The organism is Streptomyces sp. NBC_00354 (assembly GCF_036106915.1).
GTDB lineage: Bacteria > Actinomycetota > Actinomycetes > Streptomycetales > Streptomycetaceae > Streptomyces.
The window spans coordinates 3,725,238-3,746,126 of sequence record NZ_CP107983.1; the positions used below are offsets into that span (position 1 = coordinate 3,725,238).

The following is a 20,889-nucleotide window of genomic DNA, read 5'->3' on the forward strand; positions in this document are numbered from 1 at the left end:
GAGGCTCCGCGCGGCGATTCGACAGGACTTGTATGAACTTTTAGGCGCCGAAGGCCTTCGACTTGCCCTTCACCGGCTTCGCCCCCGCAAGGAGATGCGCCGGGACCAGGTCCCGGGCCGGCTCGCTGTAGCCCACCGACACCAGCCGGTCGCCCTGGTACGTGAACGACGTGAGCGAGGCCAGCGTGCACTGCCGGCGCCGCGGGTCGTGCCACAGCCGGCGCTTCTCCGCGAAGCTGCGCACGATCCAGATCGGCAGCTGGTGGCTGACCGCCACCGCCTCATGGCCGCGGGCCGCGTCACGCGCCGCCTCGACGGCGCTCGTCATCCGGACGACCTGCTCCACGTACGGCTCGCCCCAGGACGGCTTGAACGGGTTCGTCAGGTGCTTCCAGTTGGCGGGCTTGCGCAGCGCGCCGTCCCCGACACCGAAGGTCTTGCCCTCGAAGACGTTCTCCGCCTCCAGCAGCCGCGCGTCCGTCGCCACGTCCAGGCCGTGGCCCTTGGCGACCGGCGCCGCCGTCTCCTGCGCCCGCTCCAGCGGGGAGGAGACCACGTACGTGATGTCACGGTTCTGCAGGTGCTCGGCGACGCGCTCGGCCATCTCCCGGCCCAGCTCGGAGAGGTGGTAGCCGGAACGGCGCCCGTAGAGCACCCCGTCCGGGTTGTGCACCTCTCCGTGCCGCATCAAGTGGACGACGGTGATCTCGCTGCTGCTCATGCGGTCCCCTCCGGGGTGGCCTGCGCGGCGGCGCGGGCGGCGGCGGGCAGCGCAGCCGCGATGCGCTCGACCGCCCGCTCGTCGTGGGCGGTGGAGACGAACCACGACTCGAAGGCCGACGGCGGCAGGTACACGCCCTGCGACAGCATCGAGTGGAAGAAGCCGTTGAAGCGGAAGGACTCCTGCTTCTTGGCGTCGTCGTAGTTCTTCACCTCGTCCTCGGTGAAGAAGACGGAGAACATGTTGGACGCGGTCTGCAGCCGGTGCGCGACGCCCTCCTTGGCGAGCGCGTCCGTGACCAGGCCCTGGATCTGCGCGGAGACCGCGTCGACCTTCTCGTACGCGGCCTCGTCGAGCAGCCGCAGCTGCGCGAGGCCGGCAGCGGTGGCGATCGGGTTACCGGAGAGCGTGCCCGCCTGGTAGACGGGGCCCGCCGGGGCCAGGTACCCCATCACGTCGGCGCGGCCGCCGAACGCCGCGGCCGGGAAGCCGCCGCCCATGACCTTGCCGAAGGTCATCAGGTCGGGCCTGACCCCGTCGACGCCGTACCAGCCGGCGCGGGAGGTACGGAAACCGGTCATCACCTCGTCGGAGATGTACAGCGCGCCGTTCTCCCGGCACAGGTCGGCGAGCCCCTGGTTGAACCCTTCGGCCGGGGTCACGACGCCCATGTTGCCGGGCGCGGCCTCGGTGATCACGCAGGCGATCTCGCCCGGGTGCGCGGCGAACGCCGCCCTTACCGCTTCCAGGTCGTTGTACGGCAGCACGATCGTGTCGCCGGCCTGCGCCCCCGTCACCCCGGGGGTGTCCGGCAGCGCGAAGGTCGCGAGCCCGGAACCGGCGGCGGCCAGCAGCGCGTCCACATGACCGTGGTAGCAGCCGGCGAACTTCACGACCTTGGCCCGGCCCGTGAAGCCACGCGCCAGCCGGATCGCCGACATGGTCGCCTCGGTGCCCGAGGACACCAGGCGGACCTGCTCGACGGGCTCGATGCGCTCGACGATCTCCTCGGCGAGCGCGACCTCGCCCTCACCGGGCGTGCCGAAGGAGGTGCCGCGGACGACGGCGGCCTGGATGGCCTCCACCACGGCCGGGTGGGCGTGGCCGAGAATCATCGGCCCCCACGAGCAGACCAGGTCGACGTACTCGCGGCCGTCGGCATCGGTCAGGTACGGACCGGTACCGGACACCATGAACCTGGGCGTTCCGCCCACGGCGCGGAAGGCGCGCACGGGAGAGTTCACGCCGCCAGGCGTCACGAGGGACGCGCGGTCAAAGAGAGTCTGCGAGACTTTGGCTTCATACGGGTACGGGTAGCTCACACCAGCCATGGTCTCATCAGGCCGCGACTGACTTGCGGACGGGCGTTTCACCGCGCCGCCCCTGGGGAGGTCACTGCCATGATGATCAGGCTGCGTGGCGGGGGCCGCGGGGCCGGGGCAGGCAAGACCAGTCGGGTGGAGATATGCAACGCGGTGGTGGACCGGGCGAGGGTACGGACGGCCTCGACCCGCAGCGCGCCCGCGAGGCGCGCGAAGCCCGCCGCCGCGGCAAGCACCGGCGCCGGGCAGCGGACGCGGCGGATCCGGTACCCGGGCCCCTCGAGCTCCCCGACGGCCTGCCCAAGGGCCGCGGCATGGGCGTGACGTACAAGTACTTCGGCGCGCCCGACGGCGCGACGGCGGCCCGGGTCCCGGTCACGATGCGGCCGGAGGAGCTCGGCGGCGACGAGCTCGGCATGGGCGGCCTGTTCACCAAGATCAAGCCGGAGACGGTGGCCGCGATGGTCCTGACCGGCATCGAGGGCATACCCCTGCACAAGGTGCCCCCGCTGGAGCTGGTCGTCCTCCACCCCGACTACGCGGTGGTCAAGCTCCCGATGACGGTGGTCGACCCGCTGCGCGGCATCGGCGAGGAGTCGGTCGGCGCCGCGGCGTTCATCTGGTCAACGGTCCCGGACCGCGGCGGCCCGCGCGACGCCTTCAACGTCTACCAGCTGCTCCACGAGTGGCAGGACTTCAGCCACCGCCTGCACGAGGCGGGCCACCAGCCGTACTGCCTGGTCTGGCCCTGACGGCTCCCCTTCGCCCGGTCAGCCGGCCGCGAGGGTCTTGAGGGCAAGCTCGCGCAGCGGGGTGATCCGGATGCGCGAGGCGGCGCCGTTGTGGACGGCGTTGGTGGCGATCACCACGTACCGGCCGGTGGCGGGAGCGAGGTGGAGACTCGTACCGGTGAATCCGTGGTGGTAGGCCACCGTCCCGCCCGCGCCGATGATCCAGCCCAGGCCGCGCTGCAGGCCCGGCTCGATCTCGGCCTGCGGGACGAGGCCGGCGCGGAACCACCGGCCCAGCGGGCTCCCGTCCCCGGCGAGCAGGTGCTCGGCGTACGTGGCGAGGTCGGCGGCCGGCGCGAAGACCCCGGCGTGGCCCGCGACGCCGCCCATGACCGCCGCGTTCCCGTCGTGGACGGCACCCCAGAGCCGGTCGTGGCCGTCCTGCCGCTCGGTCGGCGCGACCCGGGGCGACTGCTCGACGGGCCCGTACGCGGTGTCCTCCATGCCCAGCTCGGCCCACAGGACGGCGGCGAGCTCGTCCAGCGGCTGCCGGTGGACGTGGGCGAGCGCGAGGCCGAGGAGGATGTAGCCGCGGTTGATGTAGCGGTGGGTGCCCGGCAGGCTCTCCATGAGCTCACGGCAGATCAGCTCGTGCAGGGGCCGCTCGGTCAGGTCGCAGAGGTCGAGCCGGGTGGCGGCCTGCAGGCCGGAGGTGTGCGAGAGCAGCTGTCGCACGGTGGCCTCCGCGCTCGGCATCGGCCCGTCCATGACCGGCAGGAACTCCCGGACGGGGGTGTCGAGCTCGAGCAGGCCCGCATCGACGGCACGGCCGACGAGCGGCCAGGTGGCGGTGACCTTCGTCAGGGACGCGATGTCGTAGACGGTGTCCGCGTCGGGAGTGCCGGGGCCCGTGAACGGGGAGACGACGCCGGCCGACCGGACGGTGCGGTCCCCGGCCGCCGTACCGCAGACGACGACCCCGCCCGGGGTGGCGCCGTCGGCGACGATCTCACGCAGCGCGTCGTGCAGTCCGCTGGTCTCGGCGGTCGTGAACGGTACGGCCTGGTTCATCTGTGCCTCCGGCTCGGTGGTGGCCTCTGGTCTCCCCACCCAGCCTGGCCATGCCGCCGCGCGAGTGCCCGTAGCCGCGCCGGAGGCGGGCCGGGCTGGAGGCGGGCCGGGCTGGAGGCGGGCAGGGCTGGAGGCAGGCAGGCGGCGGGCTTCGGCTACGCGGCGGTCCGGGCCGCCGGCGGGATGTTCTGGTTGAGGCGGAACACGTTCCCCGGGTCCCACTCGCCCTTCAGCGCCCGCAGCCGGTCCAGCTTCCGCTCCCGCGCACCGTAGGCCTGGCTGATCCGCTGCTCGCCCTCGTCCATCAGGAAGTTCACGTACACACCCGCGTGGTACGGCTCCAGCGCGGACCAGAACTCCCGGACCCACCGGCACTCCTCGGCGAAGCCCTCCGCCGTCTTCCGGATCCCGTTGATGTTGAGCATGTGGCCCAGACCCCGCCCGCCGACCGCCGTGTCGTCCTCGCCGACCCGGGCCACCGCACCGCCCAGCTGGAACAGCGGGAACCCGCTCTGCGGAGAGGCGATCCGCGCCGCGTACTCGGCCATCGTCTCCACGGCCCCGTCGGCGAGCCGGTCGAGGCCGCAGCCCCGGAAGTAGTACCACCAGCCGTGCGGGAACGACGGGTCGAACATCGCCTGGTGCGCCAGGTACGGCTTGGGCCGGCACTGATCGAGCAGCGGCCGCCCGAACTCCCGCATCGGCCTCATCACTTCCTCACCGGCCTCCAGCTCCCCCACCCAGCAGCCGATCACCATCACCACGCGCCGGCCGTAGAGCTCCGGCGGGATCGCCGGCAGCGGCGGGACCTTGCGGTGGACCACGATCGTCGTCAGCTCGTCGGGCACCCCCGCGATCCACTCCCGGTAGCGGCCGAGCACCTGCGCCGAATCCTCCACCGGCCACATCACCGGCCCGGCGAGCACGGTCGGGCCGACCGGGTTCAGCCGGAACGTGAACTCCGTGACGATCCCGAAATTGCCGCCCGCCCCGCGCATCCCCCAGAACAGCTCCGGCTCGTGCGAGGCACTCGCCGTGACCCGGTCCCCGCCCGCGGTGACCAGGTCCACCGACAGCAGCTGGTCCACGCTCAGCCCGTACTTGCGGCTCAGCCAGCCGATCCCGCCGCCCAGGGTGAGCCCCGCGACCCCCGTGTGCGTCACGATCCCCGACGGCACCGCCAGCCCGAACGGCTGCGTCGCCGCGTCCAGCTCGCCCAGCAGCACCCCCGCCTGGACCCGGACCGTACGGGCCTCGGGGTCCACCCGGACCTCCTTCATCCCCGACAGGTCGATCACCACGCCGCCGTCGCAGACCGAATGCCCGGGGAAGCTGTGCCCGCCGCTGCGCACCGCGACCGGCGCACCCGTCTCCACCGCCCACTTCAGCGCCGCCACCACATCGGCCGAACCGGTGCAGGGGGCGATCAGGGCGGGATGCCGGTCGATCGAACCGTTCCAGATCCTCCGGCGCTCCTCGTACGGGGCGTCCCCGGCCCGCACCAGGCTCCCCCGGAAGGACCGCGCCAGCTCGTGGTACGCGGAGTCGTCCAGCCGGACCGGCACAGTCGAGGTACCCATGGGACACTCCCGGCGGCTCGTCGCCGCTCTCCCCCGAGTGTTCCACCGCGGTGCCGGGCAGGCCAGCCGTAGACCGCTTGCGCCCGCTGTTTGCGGAGGTCACCGCGCCGGGTCACGGTGGGCACATGGCCGCGCCCCCGCCACCGCCCCCCGCCGGCCCCAGCCTGATCCGGCACCTCGGCCCCAACTGGTACGCCGCCGTGATGGGGACCGCCAGCGCGCTGGGCCCGGCCTGGATCATCTCCCGGTCCCGCAAGGGCGCGGTGACCGCCGGGGAATGGGCCTCCGGCTGGGGCTGGGCCGTCGTGACCGCGCTCGCCGGCAGCACCGTCTCCGCCACCCAGGTCCTGATGCACATCGCGCCCCCGGACCCCGGCTACGCCGGCGCCCTGTTCGGCCTGCACCTCTACACCTGGGCCCTGATCACCTTCCTGGCCGCCGCGGTCGCCGCCGGAACCGCGCTGTTCCTGACCCCCCGGGCCCAGCCCCTCGACGCGGGCCTCGCCTCCCCCGCCCTGCGCCGGGCGGGCCCCGTCACCTCGGCGGTGCTGCTCGTCTTCGCCGCGAGCAACCTGGTCGCCTGCTTCTTCCTCCAGGGCTTCGCCTGGCAGATGCCGGGCGACCCCACCGGCTACGCCCTGTTCCACTGAGGCCCGGGCGCCCGGGCAGGCCGCCGGTCCCCCCGACCGGCGGCCCGCCCGGGCAGGCCGCCGTCAGGAGGCCGTCAGGACCAGGCGGCCGCGGGTGCCCGGCTCCGCCAGGCGGGCGTGGACCTTCACCGCGTCCGCCAGCGGAACCGTCTGCGAGACCCGCAGGGTCAGGGCGCCCGCGTCCACCAGACCCACCAGCTCCGCCAGGTGCGCGCCGTCCGCGGCGACCTCCTGCTCCACCACCCGGATCCCCCGCTCCGCGGCCGGGCCGGCGTGCGGCCGCAGGCCCACGTAGACCCCCCCGTCACGGATGAAGCCCAGCGCCGGCTCCCCCAGGACGGCCGCGTCCACGACCCCGTCCACCGGCTCGGCCGGAGCCGAGCCCCGCGAGACGAACGCCGTCGCGCCCAGCGACCGTACGAACTCCTCGTCCGACTCCCCCGCCAGGGCCGTCACCACCAACCCGGCGCGTACCGCGAGCTGCACCGCGAGCCCGCCGACCATCCCTGCGGCCCCGGTCACCAGCACCGAGGACCCCGGGGCCAGCCCCAGCAGCCCCACCGCCCGTGCGGCGGTCAGCCCGCTCAGCGGGAGCGCGGCCGCGGCCACGGCGTCCACGGTGACCGGCGCGGCCGCCACCGCCGAGGCGTCGAGCACCGCGTACTCCGCGTGCGTGCCCAGCGGCTTGACCGGCCCGTAGTGCAGACCGACCACCCGCTGCCCCGCCGACCAGCCGGTGACTTCGGCGCCGACCGCGTCGATCTCGCCCGCCACGTCCCAGCCGAGCCCGAGCCGCGTCCCGGCGCCGCCGAAGACACCGACGCGGACCGCACCGTCCACCGGGTTCACCCCGGCCGCCGCGACCCGGATCCGGACCTGGCCGGCCCCCGGCTGCGGGATCGGCACCCGCACGATCTCCACCTGCTCCGGCCCGCCGAAGGTGTTCACGACGGCCGCCTGCATGGTCCGTACGGTCTGCGCGTTCTCGCTCATGATGTCTCCCCTGTTCGGTTCGTTCGCTCGTTTCCTGCGTTCCACTGAGCACTAACCTAGGGAGAGGTACTCTCCTTTCGTAAGTACGTACTCGGAGGTGCGTACCCGACCCGGAAGTGGGGCACCCGATGGCCACCCGTACCGCCGCCGCCCGCCGCGAAGAGGCCCGTTACGCCTACGACGCGTTCCTCAAGGAGTGCCCCACCAGCCAGCTCCTCGCCCGCATCAGCGACAAATGGGTCGGCCTCATCGTCGCCGCCCTCGCCCAGGCCGAGGACAGCTCCATGCGCTACAGCGACCTCGGCCGCAAGATCCCGGGCGTCAGCCAGAAGATGCTCACCCAGACCCTGCGCTCCCTCGAACGCGACGGCCTCGTCACCCGCACCGTCACCCCCACCGTCCCCGTCCGCGTCGACTACCGCCTCACCGGACTCGGCAACAGCCTCGCCTGCCTCCTCACCTCCGTGAAGCAGTGGGCCGAGAACCACTTCGACGAGGTCGACGCCCACCGCACCTCCTACGACAGCTCCGCCGCCACCGCGTGATCCGGCCGCGTGATCCGGCCGCGTAATTCGGCCGCGCCGCCACGGCCCCGATGGCATGCTGACAGCGTGAACGGACCCGGCATTCAGCTCACCCTCGCCCCCGAACTACGCCTGTTCGCCCCGCCCAGCCGGCGGGCCGAACGCGTACCGACCGCCACCGACGGCGCCTCCAGCCTCGGGCACGTCGTGGAATCGGCAGGCGTCCCGCTCACCGAGGTCGGCCGGCTCCTCGTCGACGGCCACGAGGTGCCCGTCTCGTACGTGCCCAGCGCCGGCCAGTCCGTCGAGGTCTTCGGCGTCGAGCGCCCCCAGCACGTCCCCGGCGCCCCGCTGCGCTTCCTCCTCGACGTCCACCTCGGCACCCTCGCCCGCCGCCTGCGCCTGCTCGGCGTGGACGCCGCGTACGAGAACGAGGACATCGGCGACCCCGCCCTCGCCACCCGCTCCGCCGCCGAGCAGCGCGTCCTGCTCTCCCGCGACCGCGGACTGCTGCGCCGCCGCGAGCTCTTCGCCGGCGCGTACGTCTACAGCGACAACCCCGACGAGCAACTGCGCGACGTCCTCGGCCGGTTCGCCCCCGCGCTCGCCCCCTGGACCCGCTGCACCGCGTGCAACGGGCCCCTCCGCAGCGCCGACAAGGACAGCGTCGGCGACCGCCTCGAGAGCGGCACGCACCGCTCGTACGACGTCTTCGCCCAGTGCACGGCGTGCGAGCGCGTCTACTGGCGCGGCGCCCACCACGCCCGCCTGGAGCGGATCGTCAGCGAGGCCGTCGAGGAGTTCGGCGGCGTGGCCACCCCGTAGCCGGTCGGCCCCGCCCCCGGCTCAGAAGGCGTAGGCGTCGCCCGTGTCCAGCGCCAGCACCGCGTGCTGGTTGTTGGACAGGTCCCGGTCGGACGCCCCGCCGTTCCACCACGTGTCGATCCGGACCACGACCTCCGGCACCCGCTCCTTCAGCTCCAGCAGCAGCCCGATGTGCCGGCCCCGCCCGTGCAGCGGCAGCGCGCCCGTCTCGCACACCACCTCGCGCAGTCCGGCCCGCGCGCAGCCCTCCGCCAGCTCCTGCCGGTCCGCGAGCTCCGCCGACAGCCGGACCCGCAGCGTCGCGTTCGGCAGCGCGGCCGGCCCTTCGTTCTGCGGCACCACCCACACCCGCAGCCGCCCCTGCGACAGGGACACCCGCCCGTGGTACGCCAAGTCCGCTTCGGGTCCGCTCCACGCCTCGGCGCTCCCGGACATCCCCGGCACCCCGGGCACCCCGGGCACCCCGGAGACCCCGAGAACCAGCAAGCCCGCCACCACCACACTCCGTACGGCACCACGGCGCACCGCCACCACCTCCACGCGCGGAGGCTAGCCAGCACCGCCCCCGTCCGGTCGGACCATCACACGAACGAGGGCGAGCCCTCGCCCAACCGGCGGGCGGCGGCCCGGGCCCGCCTGCGTACGCTTCGAGCCATGCTGATCGCCCGCTCCGCCGCCCTGTTCGCCCTCGCCGCCCTTCTCGAGATCGGCGGCGCGTGGCTCGTCTGGCAGGGCGTCCGCGAGCACAAGGGCTGGGCCTGGATCGGCGCCGGCGTCATCGCCCTCGGCCTCTACGGCTTCGTCGCCACCCTCCAGCCCCAGGGCGACTTCGCCCGCGTCCTCGCCGCGTACGGCGGGGTCTTCGTCGCCGGCTCCCTCGTGTGGGGCATGGCCGCCGACGGCTACCGCCCCGACCGCTGGGACATCGCCGGCGCCCTCGTCTGCCTCGCCGGCATGGCGGTGATCATGTACGCCCCGCGCGGCCGCTGACCCCCGCCTATGCTGGCGGGTATTCGCCCGTACGAACGACCGAACGCCCGAGGAGCCCCGCACATGAGCACGGCCACCCGAACCGCCGTAGTCACCGGCGCGAGCAGCGGCATCGGCGCGGCCACCGCCCGGCAGCTCGCCGACGCCGGCTACCACGTCGTCCTCACGGCCCGCCGCAAGGACCGCATCGAGGCCCTCGCCGCGGAGCTCACGGCAGCCGGCCACTCCGCCGCGGCCCACGCCCTCGACGTCACCGACCGGCCCGCCGTCGACGCCTTCGCGGCCTCCCTCGACCGCTGCGACGTACTCGTCAACAACGCCGGCGGCGCCATCGGAGCCGAGCCCGTCGCCACCGGCGACCCCGCCGACTGGCGCACCATGTACGAGGTCAACGTCATCGGCACGCTCAACCTCACCCAGGCCCTCCTCCCCGCCCTCGTCGCCTCCGGCGACGGCACGGTCGTGGTCCTGTCCTCCACCGCCGGCCACTCCACGTACGAGGGCGGCGCCGGCTACGTCGCCGCCAAGAACGGCGCCCGCGTCCTGGCCGAGACCCTCCGCCTGGAGATCGTCGGCCAGCCCGTCCGCGTCATCGAGATCGCCCCGGGCATGGTGAAGACCGAGGAATTCGCCAAGACCCGCTTCCGCGGCGACGCGGAGAAGGCCGAGAAGGTCTACGCGGGCGTGGCGGCCCCCCTCACCGCCGACGACGTGGCCGACACCATCACCTGGGCCGTGACCCGCCCCAGCCACGTCAACATCGACCTCCTGGTGGTCCGCCCCCGTGCCCAGGCCTCGAACACCAAGGTCCACCGCGACCTCTAGACGATTCCCGCCGCTTTCAGATGCGGCATGAGGGCCGCCGGCTTCAACCCGGCGGCCTTCGCCGCACCCAGGGCCCGCACACCTCCACCCGTCGTCGATCGTGTTGAACACGGCCCTCTCCTGGGTCGGCACATGCGATACGACGGGCGGCAGCCCCACCCCGGCCTGCGCGGACCCAGCGGCCCCAAAGGCAAGCGACAGCGCCGCGAGCGCAGCGACGATCACACGAGCTCTCTACACGCCACACACCTTGGTCTAGGCCAACTTGGCCCGTCAATCCCCTTGTCGCAAGCGGGCGTTGACATGCAGCAACCTTCCATGGCCCGTATGGATGAATCCACGCGAATCGTCAACGCACGCCGCTACGCTCCGAAAGCGTGAGCCGTGAAGAGGAGGAAGCTATGGCCGTGATGCAACACGAGACCACGATCGCGGAAGCCGCCGATCGACTCTCCAAGGAGCTTCCCAGGCACCGAGTGGAGATTCTCCACGGGAGGCTCACCGCGACACCACCCGCCGACGGGGCGCACGCGCTCGCTCTGAGCTGGCTGATCGAGAAGTTCTACGAGGCCGGGGCCAAGAAGGCCGGCCTGCGCTACGTCCAGGGTGTCGGCATCTGGCTTCCCACCGGCCCTGACGACTACGCCATCCCGGACTTCGCACTCGTCAGCAAGGACTTCCTCGCCGTCAAGGGACGGAACAACTGCTACCCGCCCGACGTCTTCCGCCTCATCGTCGAGGTGACCTCCTCGAACTGGGCGGATGGCCTCGGATCCAAGGTCGATGCCTACGCCAAGGCCGACATCCCCTTCTACATCATCGCCGACCGCCGCCACGACGAGGTCGTGGTCTGCCGCGACCCGCGCAACGGCACCTACCGGCTCCGCACGTCCCATAAGCGGGGCGAGTCCATCACGGTCCCCGAGTACGTCGGGGTGTCACTCGATCTCCCCGTGGATCTCCTCCTCGACGGCGACGAGGACTGATCTCATGCGGAGGGGCCCGGACCGATCACGATCGGTCCGGGCCCCTCCACTCCCCCGACAGCTACGCCCGGGCCTCAGCCCTTCACGCAGATGACCTGCTTGAGCTTGGCCACGACCTCGACGAGGTCCGTCTGCTGGTCGATGACCTGCTCGATCGACTTATAGGCGCCCGGGATCTCGTCGACCACGCCCGAGTCCTTGCGGCACTCCACGCCCTTGGTCTGCTCCACCAGGTCGCGCGCCGAGAACTTCTTCTTCGCCGCCGTCCGGCTCATCTTCCGGCCCGCACCGTGCGAGGCAGAGTTGAACGACTTCTCGTTGCCGAGACCCTTCACGATGTACGAGCCCGTCCCCATGGACCCCGGGATGATCCCGTAGTCGCCGCTGCCGGCGCGGATCGCGCCCTTGCGGGTGACCAGCAGGTCCATGCCGTCGTACCGCTCCTGCGCCACGTAGTTGTGGTGGCAGCTGATCTCCCGGTCGAAGGAGACCTTCGCCTTGCGGAACTCCCGGCGGAGGACCTCCTTCGAGAGGCTCATCATCACGGCGCGGTTGAACTTCGCGTACTCCTGCGCCCAGAAGAGGTCGCTGCGGTACGCCTCCATCTCTGGCGTCGCAGCAAGGAAGACGGCGAGATCTCGGTCGACCAGCCCCTGGTTGTGCGAGAGCCCACGGGCCACGTTGATGTGGAAGTCGGCCAGTTCGTTGCCGATGTTCCGGGAGCCCGAGTGCAGCATGATCCACACCGAATCGGACATGTCGACGCAAAGTTCCCAAAAGTGATTTCCGGACCCTAGGGTTCCGGTTTGCCTCAGTGCCCGGTCCCGCCGGTATTTCACCGCATCAGCGATGTAGTCGAACCGCTGCCAGAAGTCCTCGTACCCCTCCACCGGGAACCCGTACAGCCGGTCCGGGTCCACCGGGTCGCGGTGCATGCCCGCACCCACCGGGATCGCCTGCTCGATCTTCGAGCGGAGCTTGGACAGGTCCCCCGGGAGGTCGTTCGCCGTCAGGGACGTCTTCACCGCCGACATGCCGCAGCCGATGTCCACGCCCACCGCCGCCGGGCACACCGCGTCCTTCATCGCGATCACCGAGCCGACCGTGGCGCCCTTGCCGTAGTGGACGTCCGGCATGACCGCCAGGCCCTTGATCCACGGAAGGGTGGCGACGTTGTGCAGCTGCTGCATCGCGCCGGCCTCGACCGACGCCGGGTCGGTCCACATCCGGATCGGGACCTTCGCTCCCGGTACCTCTACATACGACATACGGCTTCAATCCCCCGAGAAGCATAGAAAATTCATTATACGCAAAAAGCCTCGCTCTTAGCCCCAAACCAGACAGGAGACCGGCGCCAGCACCAGCGTGTGCGATAGACATTGTGTTCATCCGCGTCCAAAGCGCGGCAACGTATTTTCCTGACCGCCGGGCCGCCGGCCGGTCGAAGGGAGCCAGTGGACGTGCAGCGCAAGGCGGTACGGCGACGAGTCCTGCCGGGCATCGCGATGCTGACCGCACTCATGGCCGGTCTGACCGGCCTGACCGGGTGCACCAGCGGCAACGGCGTCGGGGACGAGACCGACTCCAAGGCGGGCGACAGCAGCCCCGCACCCGCACCGGCCGGCAAGTACCGCAGCCTGCCCGCGCCGTGCAGGGCCGCCGACGGCAAGCGCCTGAAGGCCATGCTCCCGGCCGCGGACAGCCTCACCGACGAGCAGCGCGCGCAGCTGTACGCCGGCGCCGCGGACACCTCGTACGACGGCGACCGGCACGTCGGCTGCCGCTGGACGGCGCAGACGCCCGAGGAGACGCGGCTGCTGTCGGTCGTCTTCGAGCGCGTCGTCTCGTACGACCGGACCACCATGAGCGACGACGACAAGGCGCGGCAGGTGTACGTGCGCCGGCTGACGGACGCGCACCTGCCCTTCCCCGGCCCCACACCGAGCCCCGGTACGAGTACGGGTACCAGCCCCGCCCCCAGCACCGCCCCCAGCGCCCCGCCGGCCGCAAGCGCTCCCCCGCCGGCCGGGCAGTCGCCGTCCCCCGGCGCCGGCAGCCCCTCCGCGCCGCCGCCCGAGCTCGGTTCCCGCGTCATCGAAGGGCTCGGGACCGAGGCGTTCCTCGAGGACAAGCTGAGCGCGGCCGGGGCCAGCGCGGCGCAGGCGCGGACCGTGCGGATTGTGTTCCGCACCTCGAATGTCATCGTCACCGTCGAGTACAGCGTGCAGCCCGCGCTGCCCGGTACGGTCCCGGCGAGCCCCGAAACCCAGGACAAGGCACGGCAGTTGGCGCAGGCTCTCGTCGAGCGTTTCAACGACTGAGAGGGCGACCGGGAGCGGGCGCGGGGGGCTCGGAGTGACGGCGCGCACAGCAGGCGCGCGCCGGGTCGGGCTACCGTTGCTCGGGTCCCGCGCCCGCGCCGCACCCGCACCACACCCGTACCGCGTCCGTACCGCGTCCACAGAACGCGCCTCACAACGTACTGAAGGAACCATGCACCGATCAGCCTCGCGCCTCACTCGCGTTCTCGCCTGCGCAGCCGTCCCGGTGATCCTCACCGTCGCCGGCTGTTCGTCCGACTCGGGCAAGGACTCGGGTTCGGGCGGCGACAAGAAGCCCGGCGCGTCCTCGTCCGCCAAGCCGAGCGGCAAGCCGTCGGCCGAGCTGGAGAAGGCGGCGTTCGCGACGCTGCCCGACCCGTGCAAGTCGATCCAGACGAAGACGGTCGAGACCCTCGTCCCCGAGGCGAAGGACAAGAACGGGACCGCGACCAAGTCGAACGACCTGACCTCCCGCGCCAGCTGCTCCTGGAACGGCCTGGACGAGGACGGTCTGAAGGGCTCGCAGTACCGCTGGCTGTCGATCTCCCTGGTCCGCTACGACTCGCACGCCTCGCTCGGCGGCGCGAACAAGCGCGCCGAGGAGCAGTTCAACAAGCAGGTCGAGACCGCGAAGACGGCCGAGGGCGCGCACGACGTGAAGGTCGAGCAGGCGGCCGGCATCGGCGACCAGGCGTCGTCGGTCGTGTACGGCGTGAAGAAGGACGTCGACTTCTTCAACACGACGATCGTGGCGCGCACGCAGAACATCGTGATCACGCTCGACTACAACGGTGCGGCGTACGAGGGTGCCGGCGCTCCGGATCAGGCCAAGCTGCTCGAGAACGCGATCGCGGCGGCGAAGGAGACGGTGGCCTCGGTCGGCACCGCCAACCAGCAGCAGAAGCAGCCTGAGCAGCAGGCTTCTCCCTCCGCGCAGTAGACGTCGGCGGATCCGGGCGGCTTGTCGGGCGCTTAACAGGAGGCTGACATTCAGTCACCTGTGCAGTCACCCGTACGCTGTGCCTGCCGTAGCTCGACAAGGGGAGGGGACCGCGGGTGGCCGCGATGCAGCTGACTCGTACGCACCGGATACTCATCGGCGTCGTGGTCGCAGGAGCCGTGGTCATCGCGGGGATAGGTTTCGCGGGCTCGTACGCCGCGGTCCGCGCGCTCGCCCTGCAGAAGGGGTTCGGGAGCTTCTCGCTGGTGTTCCCGATCGGCATCGACATGGGCATCTGTGTGCTGCTGGCGCTGGACCTGCTGCTGACGTGGATCCGGATCCCGTTCCCGCTGCTGCGCCAGACGGCGTGGCTGCTGACCGCGGCGACGATCGCGTTCAACGGCGCGGCGGCCTGGCCGGACCCGCTGGGTGTGGGCATGCACGCCGTGATCCCGATCCTGTTCGTGGTCACGGTGGAGGCGGCCCGGCACGCGGTGGGCCGGATCGCGGACATCACCGCGGACCGGCACATGGAGGGCGTGCGCATCACGCGGTGGCTGCTCTCCCCCCTCCCGACGTTCAAGCTGTGGCGCCGGATGAAGCTGTGGGAGCTGCGCTCCTACGAGCAGGCCGTCGGCATGGAGCAGGACCGGCTGATCTACCAGGCGCGGCTGCAGGCCCGGTACGGGCGGGCGTGGCGCCGCAAGGCGCCGGTGGAGGCGCTGATGCCGCTCCGGCTGGCGCGGATCGGCGTCCCCCTTTCCCAGACGGCCCCGGAGGGCCTGGCGGCGGCGGGCATCGACCCGATGCTGCTGCCTCCGGCGGCCGCGGCCATCGCGACGGGCGCGGCGGTATCGGCGTCATCGGCTCCGGCCTTGGAGGCGGGCTCGGGCGCGGCGGGTCCGGCGGGCTCGGGCGCGGCAGGCATACCGGGCCAGGCGGGCATCCCGGGCCAGGCGGCCACCGCCGGCCTGACGGGCGGGCCGGGCCTTGTCGGCGCGGCCGCCGGCGTCCCCGGCCCCGGCCAGCCGGGCCTGCCCGGCGGAGCCGTCGGCCCCGCGGGCCAGGCCGCGCCGCAGGCGCCGGCCTCCGCGTACGCCCCCGGGGCGGGTGGGGGAGCAGCCCCGCAGGGCCACACCCCGCCCCCCTACGCGGTCGACCCGACGGCCATGCCCGCCGCCCACGACAGCGCCTGGTTCGCCGCGCCGCTGGCCCCGCAGGCCGCGTACGAGGGCGGGTACAACCCCCAGTACGTCGAGGGCCTGGAGCCGACCCCGGTCATGCCCCCGACCGGCCCGGAGGAGTCGCAGGAGCAGCCCGGGCAGCAGGAGCTCCCGATCCCGGCGGCCCGTGCGGACGAGTCCGCCGGCGACCTCGGCGAGGTCGACGAGGTGAAGTTCGCGGAGGCCGCGTACGAGGTCTTCCGGGCGTACATCGACGAGTACTCCCAGTTCCCGAACCCGGAGCAGCTCGACATACACCTCTCGGACCGGCTCGGCATCGTGCACCCGCGCAGCGCCACCACGCTCAAGCGGCTGATGCCGGACCTGAAGCAGCGCTACCAGCGCGACCTCGAGAACGAGCACATCGCCTGACGGGCAGCACGCAGCAGGCAGCACGCACACACGCACGCGGAAGGGCCCGCACCCCGAGGGGGTGCGGGCCCTTCCGCATCTACATCATCTACATCTGCATCAGGCGGCGAGCAGCTTGCGCACCCGGTCCGCCCCGACCGCGAGCAGCAGCGTGGGCAGGCGCGGCCCGGTCTCCCGGGTCACGAGCAGGCGGTACAGCAGCGCGAAGAACGAGCGCTGTGCGACCTTGAGCTCGGGGGTGGGCTTGGCGTCGGGCTCCAGGCCCGCCATCACCTTCGGGACGCCGTAGACGAGCGTGGTGAGCCCGTCGAGCGACCAGTGCGAGTCCAGCCCGTCCACGAGCAGCCGCAGCGACTCGCGGCCCTCGTCGTCCAGCGAGGACAGCAGCTCGGTGTCGGGCTCCTCGCGTACGAGGGTCCGCTGGTCGGCCGGGACCTGGGTGGTGATCCAGTTCTCGGCGCGGTCCAGGCGCGGCCGTACCTCGTCGAGGGAGGTAAGGGGCTGCGACGGGTCCAGGTCGGCCAGGATGCGCAGGGTCTGCTCGTCGTGCCCGGCGGTGATGTCGACGACCGACGCCAGGGTCCGGTACGGGAGCGGGCGCGGGGTGCGCGGCAGCTCGTGCGAGGCGACGCGTACGGCGCGGGTGTGCGCGGCGGCGTCGGCCGGCAGCACGGAGCCGTCGGCGACCTTGGCCTCGAGCTTGTCCCACTCGTCGTAGAGCCGCTGGATCTCCTGGTCGAAGGCGATCTTGAAGGACTGGTTCGGCCTGCGGCGGGCGTACAGCCAGCGCAGCAGCTGCGGCTCCATGATCTTCAGCGCGTCGGCCGGGGTCGGGACCCCGCCCTTCGACGAAGACATCTTGGCCATGCCGCTGATGCCGACGAACGCGTACATCGGTCCGATCGGCTGCTCGCCGCCGAAGATGTGCACGACCTGGCCGCCGACCTGGAACGACGAGCCGGGCGAGGAGTGGTCGACGCCCGAGGGCTCGAAGATCACGCCCTCGAAGGCCCAGCGCATCGGCCAGTCGACCTTCCAGACCAGCTTGCCGCGGTTGAACTCGCTGAGCTTGACGGTCTCGGTGAACTCGTCCTCGGTGCAGACGTAGACCAGCTCGGTCGTCTCGTCGTTGTAGGACGTCACCTTGGTGAAGTCCTTGCCGCACCGGCCGCAGTACGGCTTGTACGGGAAGTACCCGCCCTCGGCGCTGCTGCCGTCGTCCTCGGCGGCCGCGCCGGAGCCCTCGGCGGCCTCCAGCTCGGCCTCGTCGACCTGCTTCTGCTGGGGCTTCTTGCCGCCCGGCTTCTGCTTCGTGCGGTACTGGTCCAGGACGGCGTCGATGTCGCCGCGGTGCTTCATCGCGAACAGGACCTGCTCGCGGTACGCGCCGGAGGTGTACTGCTCGGTCTGGCTGATCGGGTCGTACTCGACGCCCAGCTCGGCCAGGGCCTCGACCATGGCGGCCTTGAAGTGCTCGGCCCAGGTCGCGTACTCCGATCCGGCCGGGGCCGGGACGGAGGTCAGCGGCATGCCGATGTACCGGCCGTAGGTCTCGGGGTCGACGCCGGGGATGCCGGCCGGCACCTTGCGGTAGCGGTCGTAGTCGTCCCAGGACAGGACGTGCCGGACCTCGAAGCCGCGGCGGCGGATCTCGTCGGCGACCAGGTGCGGGGTCATGACCTCGCGGAGGTTGCCCAGGTGGATCGGGCCGGAGGGGGAGAGTCCGGACGCGACGACGACAGGTTTGCCGGGTGCTCGGCGCTCCGCCTCGGCGATGACCTCGTCCGCGAAACGGGAGACCCAGTCGGTCTCGGTGCTGCTCTGAGCCACGACACGTCCTTCTATCTCGAATGCTGGCTTCAGCCATTCTCCCAGACGGAACAGGCCGCTCCGGGGTTGCCTGCGGCCCTCCTTTATCCCGGGCACCGGACGGTCCTCGCGTGGGATACTCGGGGCTTGTCGGAACAACCAAGTGCACCTACACGCACCACGACCTCACAGGAACGGCAGCTCATGGCCTCGGTCCCTTCCCTCGCTTCTTCCGTCAATCAGCGCGTCGCGGACGCCCTCGCCTCGGCCCTGCCGGAGGCCGGTGGCGCCGACCCGCTGCTGCGACGAAGCGACCGGGCCGACTTCCAGGCCAACGGAATCCTGGCGCTCGCGAAGAAGGCGAAGGCCAACCCGCGCGAGCTCGCGACGACCGTGGTCGGGTCCATCCCCGCAGGCTCCGACGCCGACCTGATCAGCGAGATCGAGGTCTCGGGCCCCGGCTTCCTCAACATCACGGTCTCCGACCGGGCGATCATCGAGACCCTGGCGGCGCGCGCCGGCGACGACCGGCTCGGTGTCCCGTACGCGGCGAACGCGGGCACGACGGTGGTCGACTACGCGCAGCCGAACGTCGCGAAGGAGATGCACGTCGGCCACCTGCGGTCGGCGGTCATCGGCGCGGCGATGGTCGAGATCCTGGAGTTCACGGGCGAGAAGGTGGTCCGGCGCCACCACATCGGCGACTGGGGCACCCAGTTCGGCATGCTCATCCAGTACCTGATCGAGCACCCGCACGAGCTGGACCACAAGGCCGCGGGCGCGTCGGCGGAGGTCTCCGGCGAGGAGGCCATGTCCAACCTGAACCGCCTGTACAAGGCCTCGCGGGCGCTCTTCGACTCGGACGAGGAGTTCAAGACGCGGGCCCGGGCGCGGGTCGTCGACCTCCAGGCGGGCGAGGCGGAGACCCTCGCGATGTGGCAGCGGTTCGTCGACGAGTCGAAGATCTACTTCTACTCCGTCTTCGACAAGCTCGACATGGACATCCAGGACCCGGACGTCGTCGGCGAGTCCGGCTACAACGACATGCTGGTCGAGACGTGCAAGCTGCTGGAGGAGTCGGGCGTCGCCGTCCGCTCCAACGGCGCGCTGTGCGTGTTCTTCGACGAGTACAAGGGCCAGGACGGCAACCCGACCCCGCTGATCGTCCAGAAGTCCGACGGCGGCTTCGGCTACGCCGCGACCGACCTGTCGGCGATCCGGGACCGTGTCGGCAACCTGAAGGCGGACAGCCTCATCTACGTGGTGGACGCGCGGCAGTCGCTCCACTTCAAGATGGTCTTCGAGACGGCCCGCCGCGCCGGCTGGCTGAACGACGAGGTCAAGGCCGTGCAGCTGGCCTTCGGCACGGTCCTCGGCAAGGACGGCAAGCCGTTCAAGACCCGCGAGGGCGAGACGGTGCGGCTGGTCGACCTGCTGGACGAAGCGGTGGAGCGGGCGACCGCCGTGGTCCGGGAGAAGGACAAGGACCGTGGCCTGCTCACCGAGCGGGAGATCGTCGAGAACGGCCTCCAGGTCGGCATCGGCGCGGTCAAGTACGCGGACCTCTCCACCTCCGCCGCGCGCGACTACAAGTTCGACCTGGACCAGATGGTCTCGCTGACCGGTGACACGTCCGTGTACCTCCAGTACGCGTACGCCCGGATCCGGTCCATCCTGCGCAACGCGGGCGACCGTTCCCCGGTGGCCCACCCGGAGCTGGCGCTGGCGCCGGCCGAGCGGGCGCTGGGCCTGCACCTGGACGGCTTCGGCGAGCTGATCGCCGAGGCGGCCGCGGAGCACGCCCCGCACAAGCTGGCCGCGTACCTGTACCAGCTCGCCTCGCTGTACACGACGTTCTACACCGAGTGCCCGGTCGTGAAGCCGGAGCCGGAGCTCGTCGTCGGCGAGAACCGCCTGTTCCTGTGCGACCTGACCGCCCGGACGCTCACGAAGGGCATGTCCCTCCTGGGCATCCGCACGCCCGAGCGTCTCTGACCCTGTTGGCGGGGCACGCGGCTCCGTACGATCGGCCTTCCCGTCCTGACGGCAGGGGAGGCCGATCGTGAACGGTTCGCAGGGTTTACAGCTGGCGCGCGCCGCGCTGAGAGTGCTGACCGGCGCCGGGGGCGGTACCCCGGCACGGTCCGCGCTCGAGGCACGGTTGCGGGTCCACGTGGAGGACCGGCTGCGGAGCGGCGCGCTGGGTACGGCGGTACTGACGAAGCTGCGCGAGGAGCCGGGTGACGCGTCCACGGCCATCGCCGTGCCGGTACTGGCGGACGAGATCTCCCGCGACCCGGCGTTCGGGGACACCCTGAACGACCTGCTGGAACAGCTGCTGGGCGGACCGGCGGCCGTGGCGGCGTACGCGGTCCCCCCGCCGCCCACGACGCCCCCCGCCCCGCCGGGCGCATCCCCGGCTGCGGCCACGACGCCGGGGCCGACGCCGCCGCCGACCTCGCCGCCGACCTCGCCGCCGGCTTCGACTTCGACTTCGCTGGGGTCGATCGGGCTGGGTGCGATGACCGCGAACGCGATCCCCTTCCAGCCGCCCCCGCCGCCCCCGGCGCCGCCCATGCCCGTGGCGCCGCCGCAGCCTCAGGTGATCGTGATCCGGGAGACGCCGCCCCGGAAGCGGCGGACCCGGCGCGAACTCATCCGGTCGGTCTTCATGCTGGGACTGCCCCAGTGCCTGGGCTTCACGGCCGCCGCCTGGCTGGTCATCAGGTTCGAGCAGTCCTTGGCCATCAGCCCCATCCTCCTCGTCATGTGGCTCCTCTCGCTGCTCATGGCCCTCTTCGGCCTCATCCGCGGCTTCTCCCTGCTGCGCGGCCCGTTCAGCCTGCTGCTGACGGTGGGGATGGTGCTCGACCTGGTGATCCTGGGCGCCGAGATGACCATCGGAATCCAGCTTCTCGCGGGGCAGGGGGGCAAGATCTGATGTGACGCAGCACACAGGGAACGTTCTCCAAGTCCGCCTCCTCTTCCGAGTGTTGATTCTCGATA

General features: G+C 71.8%; 20 protein-coding genes. 12 read left to right on the forward strand and 8 right to left on the reverse strand.

The window, feature by feature from the left end:
• Nucleotides 1–40 precede the first annotated feature (40 nt).
• Together OHT74_RS16660 and hemL are read right to left on the reverse strand one after the other, a co-directional pair.
• Complete coding sequence (locus OHT74_RS16660) at nt 41–721, reverse strand: histidine phosphatase family protein (RefSeq protein ID WP_266665012.1); 681 nt, start codon at nt 719–721, stop codon at nt 41–43.
• The gene (gene hemL / locus OHT74_RS16665; RefSeq protein WP_328620617.1) at nt 718–2,052 is read right to left on the reverse strand and encodes a glutamate-1-semialdehyde 2,1-aminomutase; all 1,335 of its coding nucleotides are present in this window, start codon (nt 2,050–2,052) and stop codon (nt 718–720) included. Before hemL ends, OHT74_RS16660 begins: the two co-directional genes overlap by 4 nt.
• 305 nt (nt 2,053–2,357) lie before the next feature.
• Here hemL and OHT74_RS16670 point away from each other — a divergent pair, with 305 nt between their 5' ends.
• On the forward strand, nt 2,358–2,795 hold the full coding sequence (locus OHT74_RS16670; protein WP_030161262.1) for a hypothetical protein: 438 nt from the start codon (nt 2,358–2,360) through the stop codon (nt 2,793–2,795).
• A gap of 18 nt (nt 2,796–2,813) precedes the next feature.
• On the opposite strand, the gene OHT74_RS16675 is transcribed toward OHT74_RS16670, so the two are convergent.
• Together OHT74_RS16675 and OHT74_RS16680 are read right to left on the reverse strand one after the other, a co-directional pair.
• Nucleotides 2,814–3,845 (reverse strand): serine hydrolase domain-containing protein, encoded by a 1,032-nt coding sequence (locus OHT74_RS16675; RefSeq protein ID WP_328620618.1) that lies wholly within the window; start codon nt 3,843–3,845, stop codon nt 2,814–2,816.
• Between the two features lie 155 nt (nt 3,846–4,000).
• A complete protein-coding gene (locus OHT74_RS16680) occupies nt 4,001–5,425 on the reverse strand; it encodes an FAD-binding oxidoreductase (RefSeq protein WP_328620619.1) in 1,425 nt (474 codons plus the stop codon).
• A gap of 125 nt (nt 5,426–5,550) precedes the next feature.
• Between OHT74_RS16680 and OHT74_RS16685 the strand changes: the two genes are divergently transcribed.
• Nucleotides 5,551–6,075, forward strand: a complete 525-nt coding sequence (locus tag OHT74_RS16685) for a hypothetical protein (protein WP_328620620.1) — start codon at nt 5,551–5,553, stop codon at nt 6,073–6,075.
• Nucleotides 6,076–6,138: 63 nt separating this feature from the next.
• On the opposite strand, the gene OHT74_RS16690 is transcribed toward OHT74_RS16685, so the two are convergent.
• The gene (locus tag OHT74_RS16690) at nt 6,139–7,038 is read right to left on the reverse strand and encodes an NADP-dependent oxidoreductase (protein ID WP_328623332.1); all 900 of its coding nucleotides are present in this window, start codon (nt 7,036–7,038) and stop codon (nt 6,139–6,141) included.
• Between the two features lie 158 nt (nt 7,039–7,196).
• Between OHT74_RS16690 and OHT74_RS16695 the strand changes: the two genes are divergently transcribed.
• Both OHT74_RS16695 and OHT74_RS16700 read left to right on the forward strand, forming a co-directional pair.
• A complete protein-coding gene (locus OHT74_RS16695) occupies nt 7,197–7,613 on the forward strand; it encodes a winged helix-turn-helix transcriptional regulator (RefSeq protein WP_266665017.1) in 417 nt (138 codons plus the stop codon).
• 66 nt (nt 7,614–7,679) lie between these two features.
• Nucleotides 7,680–8,417, forward strand: coding sequence for a Mut7-C RNAse domain-containing protein (locus OHT74_RS16700; RefSeq protein WP_266665018.1), 738 nt, complete (start codon nt 7,680–7,682; stop codon nt 8,415–8,417).
• Nucleotides 8,418–8,438: 21 nt separating this feature from the next.
• On the opposite strand, the gene OHT74_RS16705 is transcribed toward OHT74_RS16700, so the two are convergent.
• The gene (locus OHT74_RS16705; RefSeq protein WP_328620621.1) at nt 8,439–8,957 is read right to left on the reverse strand and encodes a hypothetical protein; all 519 of its coding nucleotides are present in this window, start codon (nt 8,955–8,957) and stop codon (nt 8,439–8,441) included.
• Between the two features lie 114 nt (nt 8,958–9,071).
• On the opposite strand from OHT74_RS16705, the gene OHT74_RS16710 reads away from it, so the two are divergent.
• The 3 genes from OHT74_RS16710 to OHT74_RS16720 all read left to right on the forward strand — a co-directional run bounded on the left by OHT74_RS16710 (nt 9,072) and on the right by OHT74_RS16720 (nt 11,218).
• Nucleotides 9,072–9,407, forward strand: coding sequence for a YnfA family protein (locus OHT74_RS16710; RefSeq protein ID WP_266665022.1), 336 nt, complete (start codon nt 9,072–9,074; stop codon nt 9,405–9,407).
• Between the two features lie 63 nt (nt 9,408–9,470).
• Complete coding sequence (locus OHT74_RS16715) at nt 9,471–10,232, forward strand: SDR family NAD(P)-dependent oxidoreductase (protein WP_266665024.1); 762 nt, start codon at nt 9,471–9,473, stop codon at nt 10,230–10,232.
• 401 nt (nt 10,233–10,633) lie between these two features.
• A complete protein-coding gene (locus OHT74_RS16720) occupies nt 10,634–11,218 on the forward strand; it encodes a Uma2 family endonuclease (RefSeq protein ID WP_328620622.1) in 585 nt (194 codons plus the stop codon).
• 74 nt (nt 11,219–11,292) lie between these two features.
• Here OHT74_RS16720 and OHT74_RS16725 read toward each other — a convergent pair whose 3' ends face one another.
• Entirely contained in the window at nt 11,293–12,486 is a 1,194-nt protein-coding gene (locus tag OHT74_RS16725) for an RtcB family protein (protein ID WP_328620623.1), read from the reverse strand.
• Nucleotides 12,487–12,678: 192 nt separating this feature from the next.
• Here OHT74_RS16725 and OHT74_RS16730 point away from each other — a divergent pair, with 192 nt between their 5' ends.
• The 3 genes from OHT74_RS16730 (at nt 12,679) to OHT74_RS16740 (ending at nt 16,074) form a co-directional block, all read left to right on the forward strand.
• Nucleotides 12,679–13,539, forward strand: a complete 861-nt coding sequence (locus OHT74_RS16730) for a DUF3558 domain-containing protein (protein ID WP_266665030.1) — start codon at nt 12,679–12,681, stop codon at nt 13,537–13,539.
• A 172-nt stretch (nt 13,540–13,711) separates the two neighbouring features.
• A complete protein-coding gene (locus OHT74_RS16735) occupies nt 13,712–14,479 on the forward strand; it encodes a DUF3558 family protein (RefSeq protein ID WP_266665032.1) in 768 nt (255 codons plus the stop codon).
• Between the two features lie 116 nt (nt 14,480–14,595).
• The gene (locus tag OHT74_RS16740) at nt 14,596–16,074 is read left to right on the forward strand and encodes a DUF2637 domain-containing protein (protein WP_328620624.1); all 1,479 of its coding nucleotides are present in this window, start codon (nt 14,596–14,598) and stop codon (nt 16,072–16,074) included.
• Nucleotides 16,075–16,173: 99 nt separating this feature from the next.
• Here OHT74_RS16740 and lysS read toward each other — a convergent pair whose 3' ends face one another.
• Nucleotides 16,174–17,904, reverse strand: a complete 1,731-nt coding sequence (lysS, locus tag OHT74_RS16745; RefSeq protein WP_328620625.1) for a lysine--tRNA ligase — start codon at nt 17,902–17,904, stop codon at nt 16,174–16,176.
• Nucleotides 17,905–18,087: 183 nt separating this feature from the next.
• On the opposite strand from lysS, the gene argS reads away from it, so the two are divergent.
• Together argS and OHT74_RS16755 are read left to right on the forward strand one after the other, a co-directional pair.
• A complete protein-coding gene (gene argS / locus OHT74_RS16750) occupies nt 18,088–19,878 on the forward strand; it encodes an arginine--tRNA ligase (protein WP_266665038.1) in 1,791 nt (596 codons plus the stop codon).
• Nucleotides 19,879–19,945: 67 nt separating this feature from the next.
• Complete coding sequence (locus OHT74_RS16755) at nt 19,946–20,824, forward strand: hypothetical protein (RefSeq protein ID WP_328620626.1); 879 nt, start codon at nt 19,946–19,948, stop codon at nt 20,822–20,824.
• The last annotated feature ends 65 nt before the right edge of the window (nt 20,825–20,889 follow it).

Coding starts and splice junctions, on each gene's coding strand:
- OHT74_RS16725 (WP_328620623.1), bottom strand. CDS start 12,486: ATGTCGTATGTAGAGGTACCGGGAGCGAAGGTCCCGATCCGGATGTGG.
- OHT74_RS16690 (WP_328623332.1), bottom strand. CDS start 7,038: ATGCAGGCGGCCGTCGTGAACACCTTCGGCGGGCCGGAGCAGGTGGAG.
- OHT74_RS16670 (WP_030161262.1), top strand. CDS start 2,358: ATGGGCGTGACGTACAAGTACTTCGGCGCGCCCGACGGCGCGACGGCG.
- OHT74_RS16685 (WP_328620620.1), top strand. CDS start 5,551: ATGGCCGCGCCCCCGCCACCGCCCCCCGCCGGCCCCAGCCTGATCCGG.
- OHT74_RS16660 (WP_266665012.1), bottom strand. CDS start 721: ATGAGCAGCAGCGAGATCACCGTCGTCCACTTGATGCGGCACGGAGAG.
- OHT74_RS16710 (WP_266665022.1), top strand. CDS start 9,072: ATGCTGATCGCCCGCTCCGCCGCCCTGTTCGCCCTCGCCGCCCTTCTC.
- argS (WP_266665038.1), top strand. CDS start 18,088: ATGGCCTCGGTCCCTTCCCTCGCTTCTTCCGTCAATCAGCGCGTCGCG.
- OHT74_RS16675 (WP_328620618.1), bottom strand. CDS start 3,845: ATGAACCAGGCCGTACCGTTCACGACCGCCGAGACCAGCGGACTGCAC.
- OHT74_RS16735 (WP_266665032.1), top strand. CDS start 13,712: ATGCACCGATCAGCCTCGCGCCTCACTCGCGTTCTCGCCTGCGCAGCC.
- OHT74_RS16695 (WP_266665017.1), top strand. CDS start 7,197: ATGGCCACCCGTACCGCCGCCGCCCGCCGCGAAGAGGCCCGTTACGCC.
- hemL (WP_328620617.1), bottom strand. CDS start 2,052: ATGGCTGGTGTGAGCTACCCGTACCCGTATGAAGCCAAAGTCTCGCAG.
- OHT74_RS16715 (WP_266665024.1), top strand. CDS start 9,471: ATGAGCACGGCCACCCGAACCGCCGTAGTCACCGGCGCGAGCAGCGGC.
- OHT74_RS16720 (WP_328620622.1), top strand. CDS start 10,634: ATGGCCGTGATGCAACACGAGACCACGATCGCGGAAGCCGCCGATCGA.
- OHT74_RS16680 (WP_328620619.1), bottom strand. CDS start 5,425: ATGGGTACCTCGACTGTGCCGGTCCGGCTGGACGACTCCGCGTACCAC.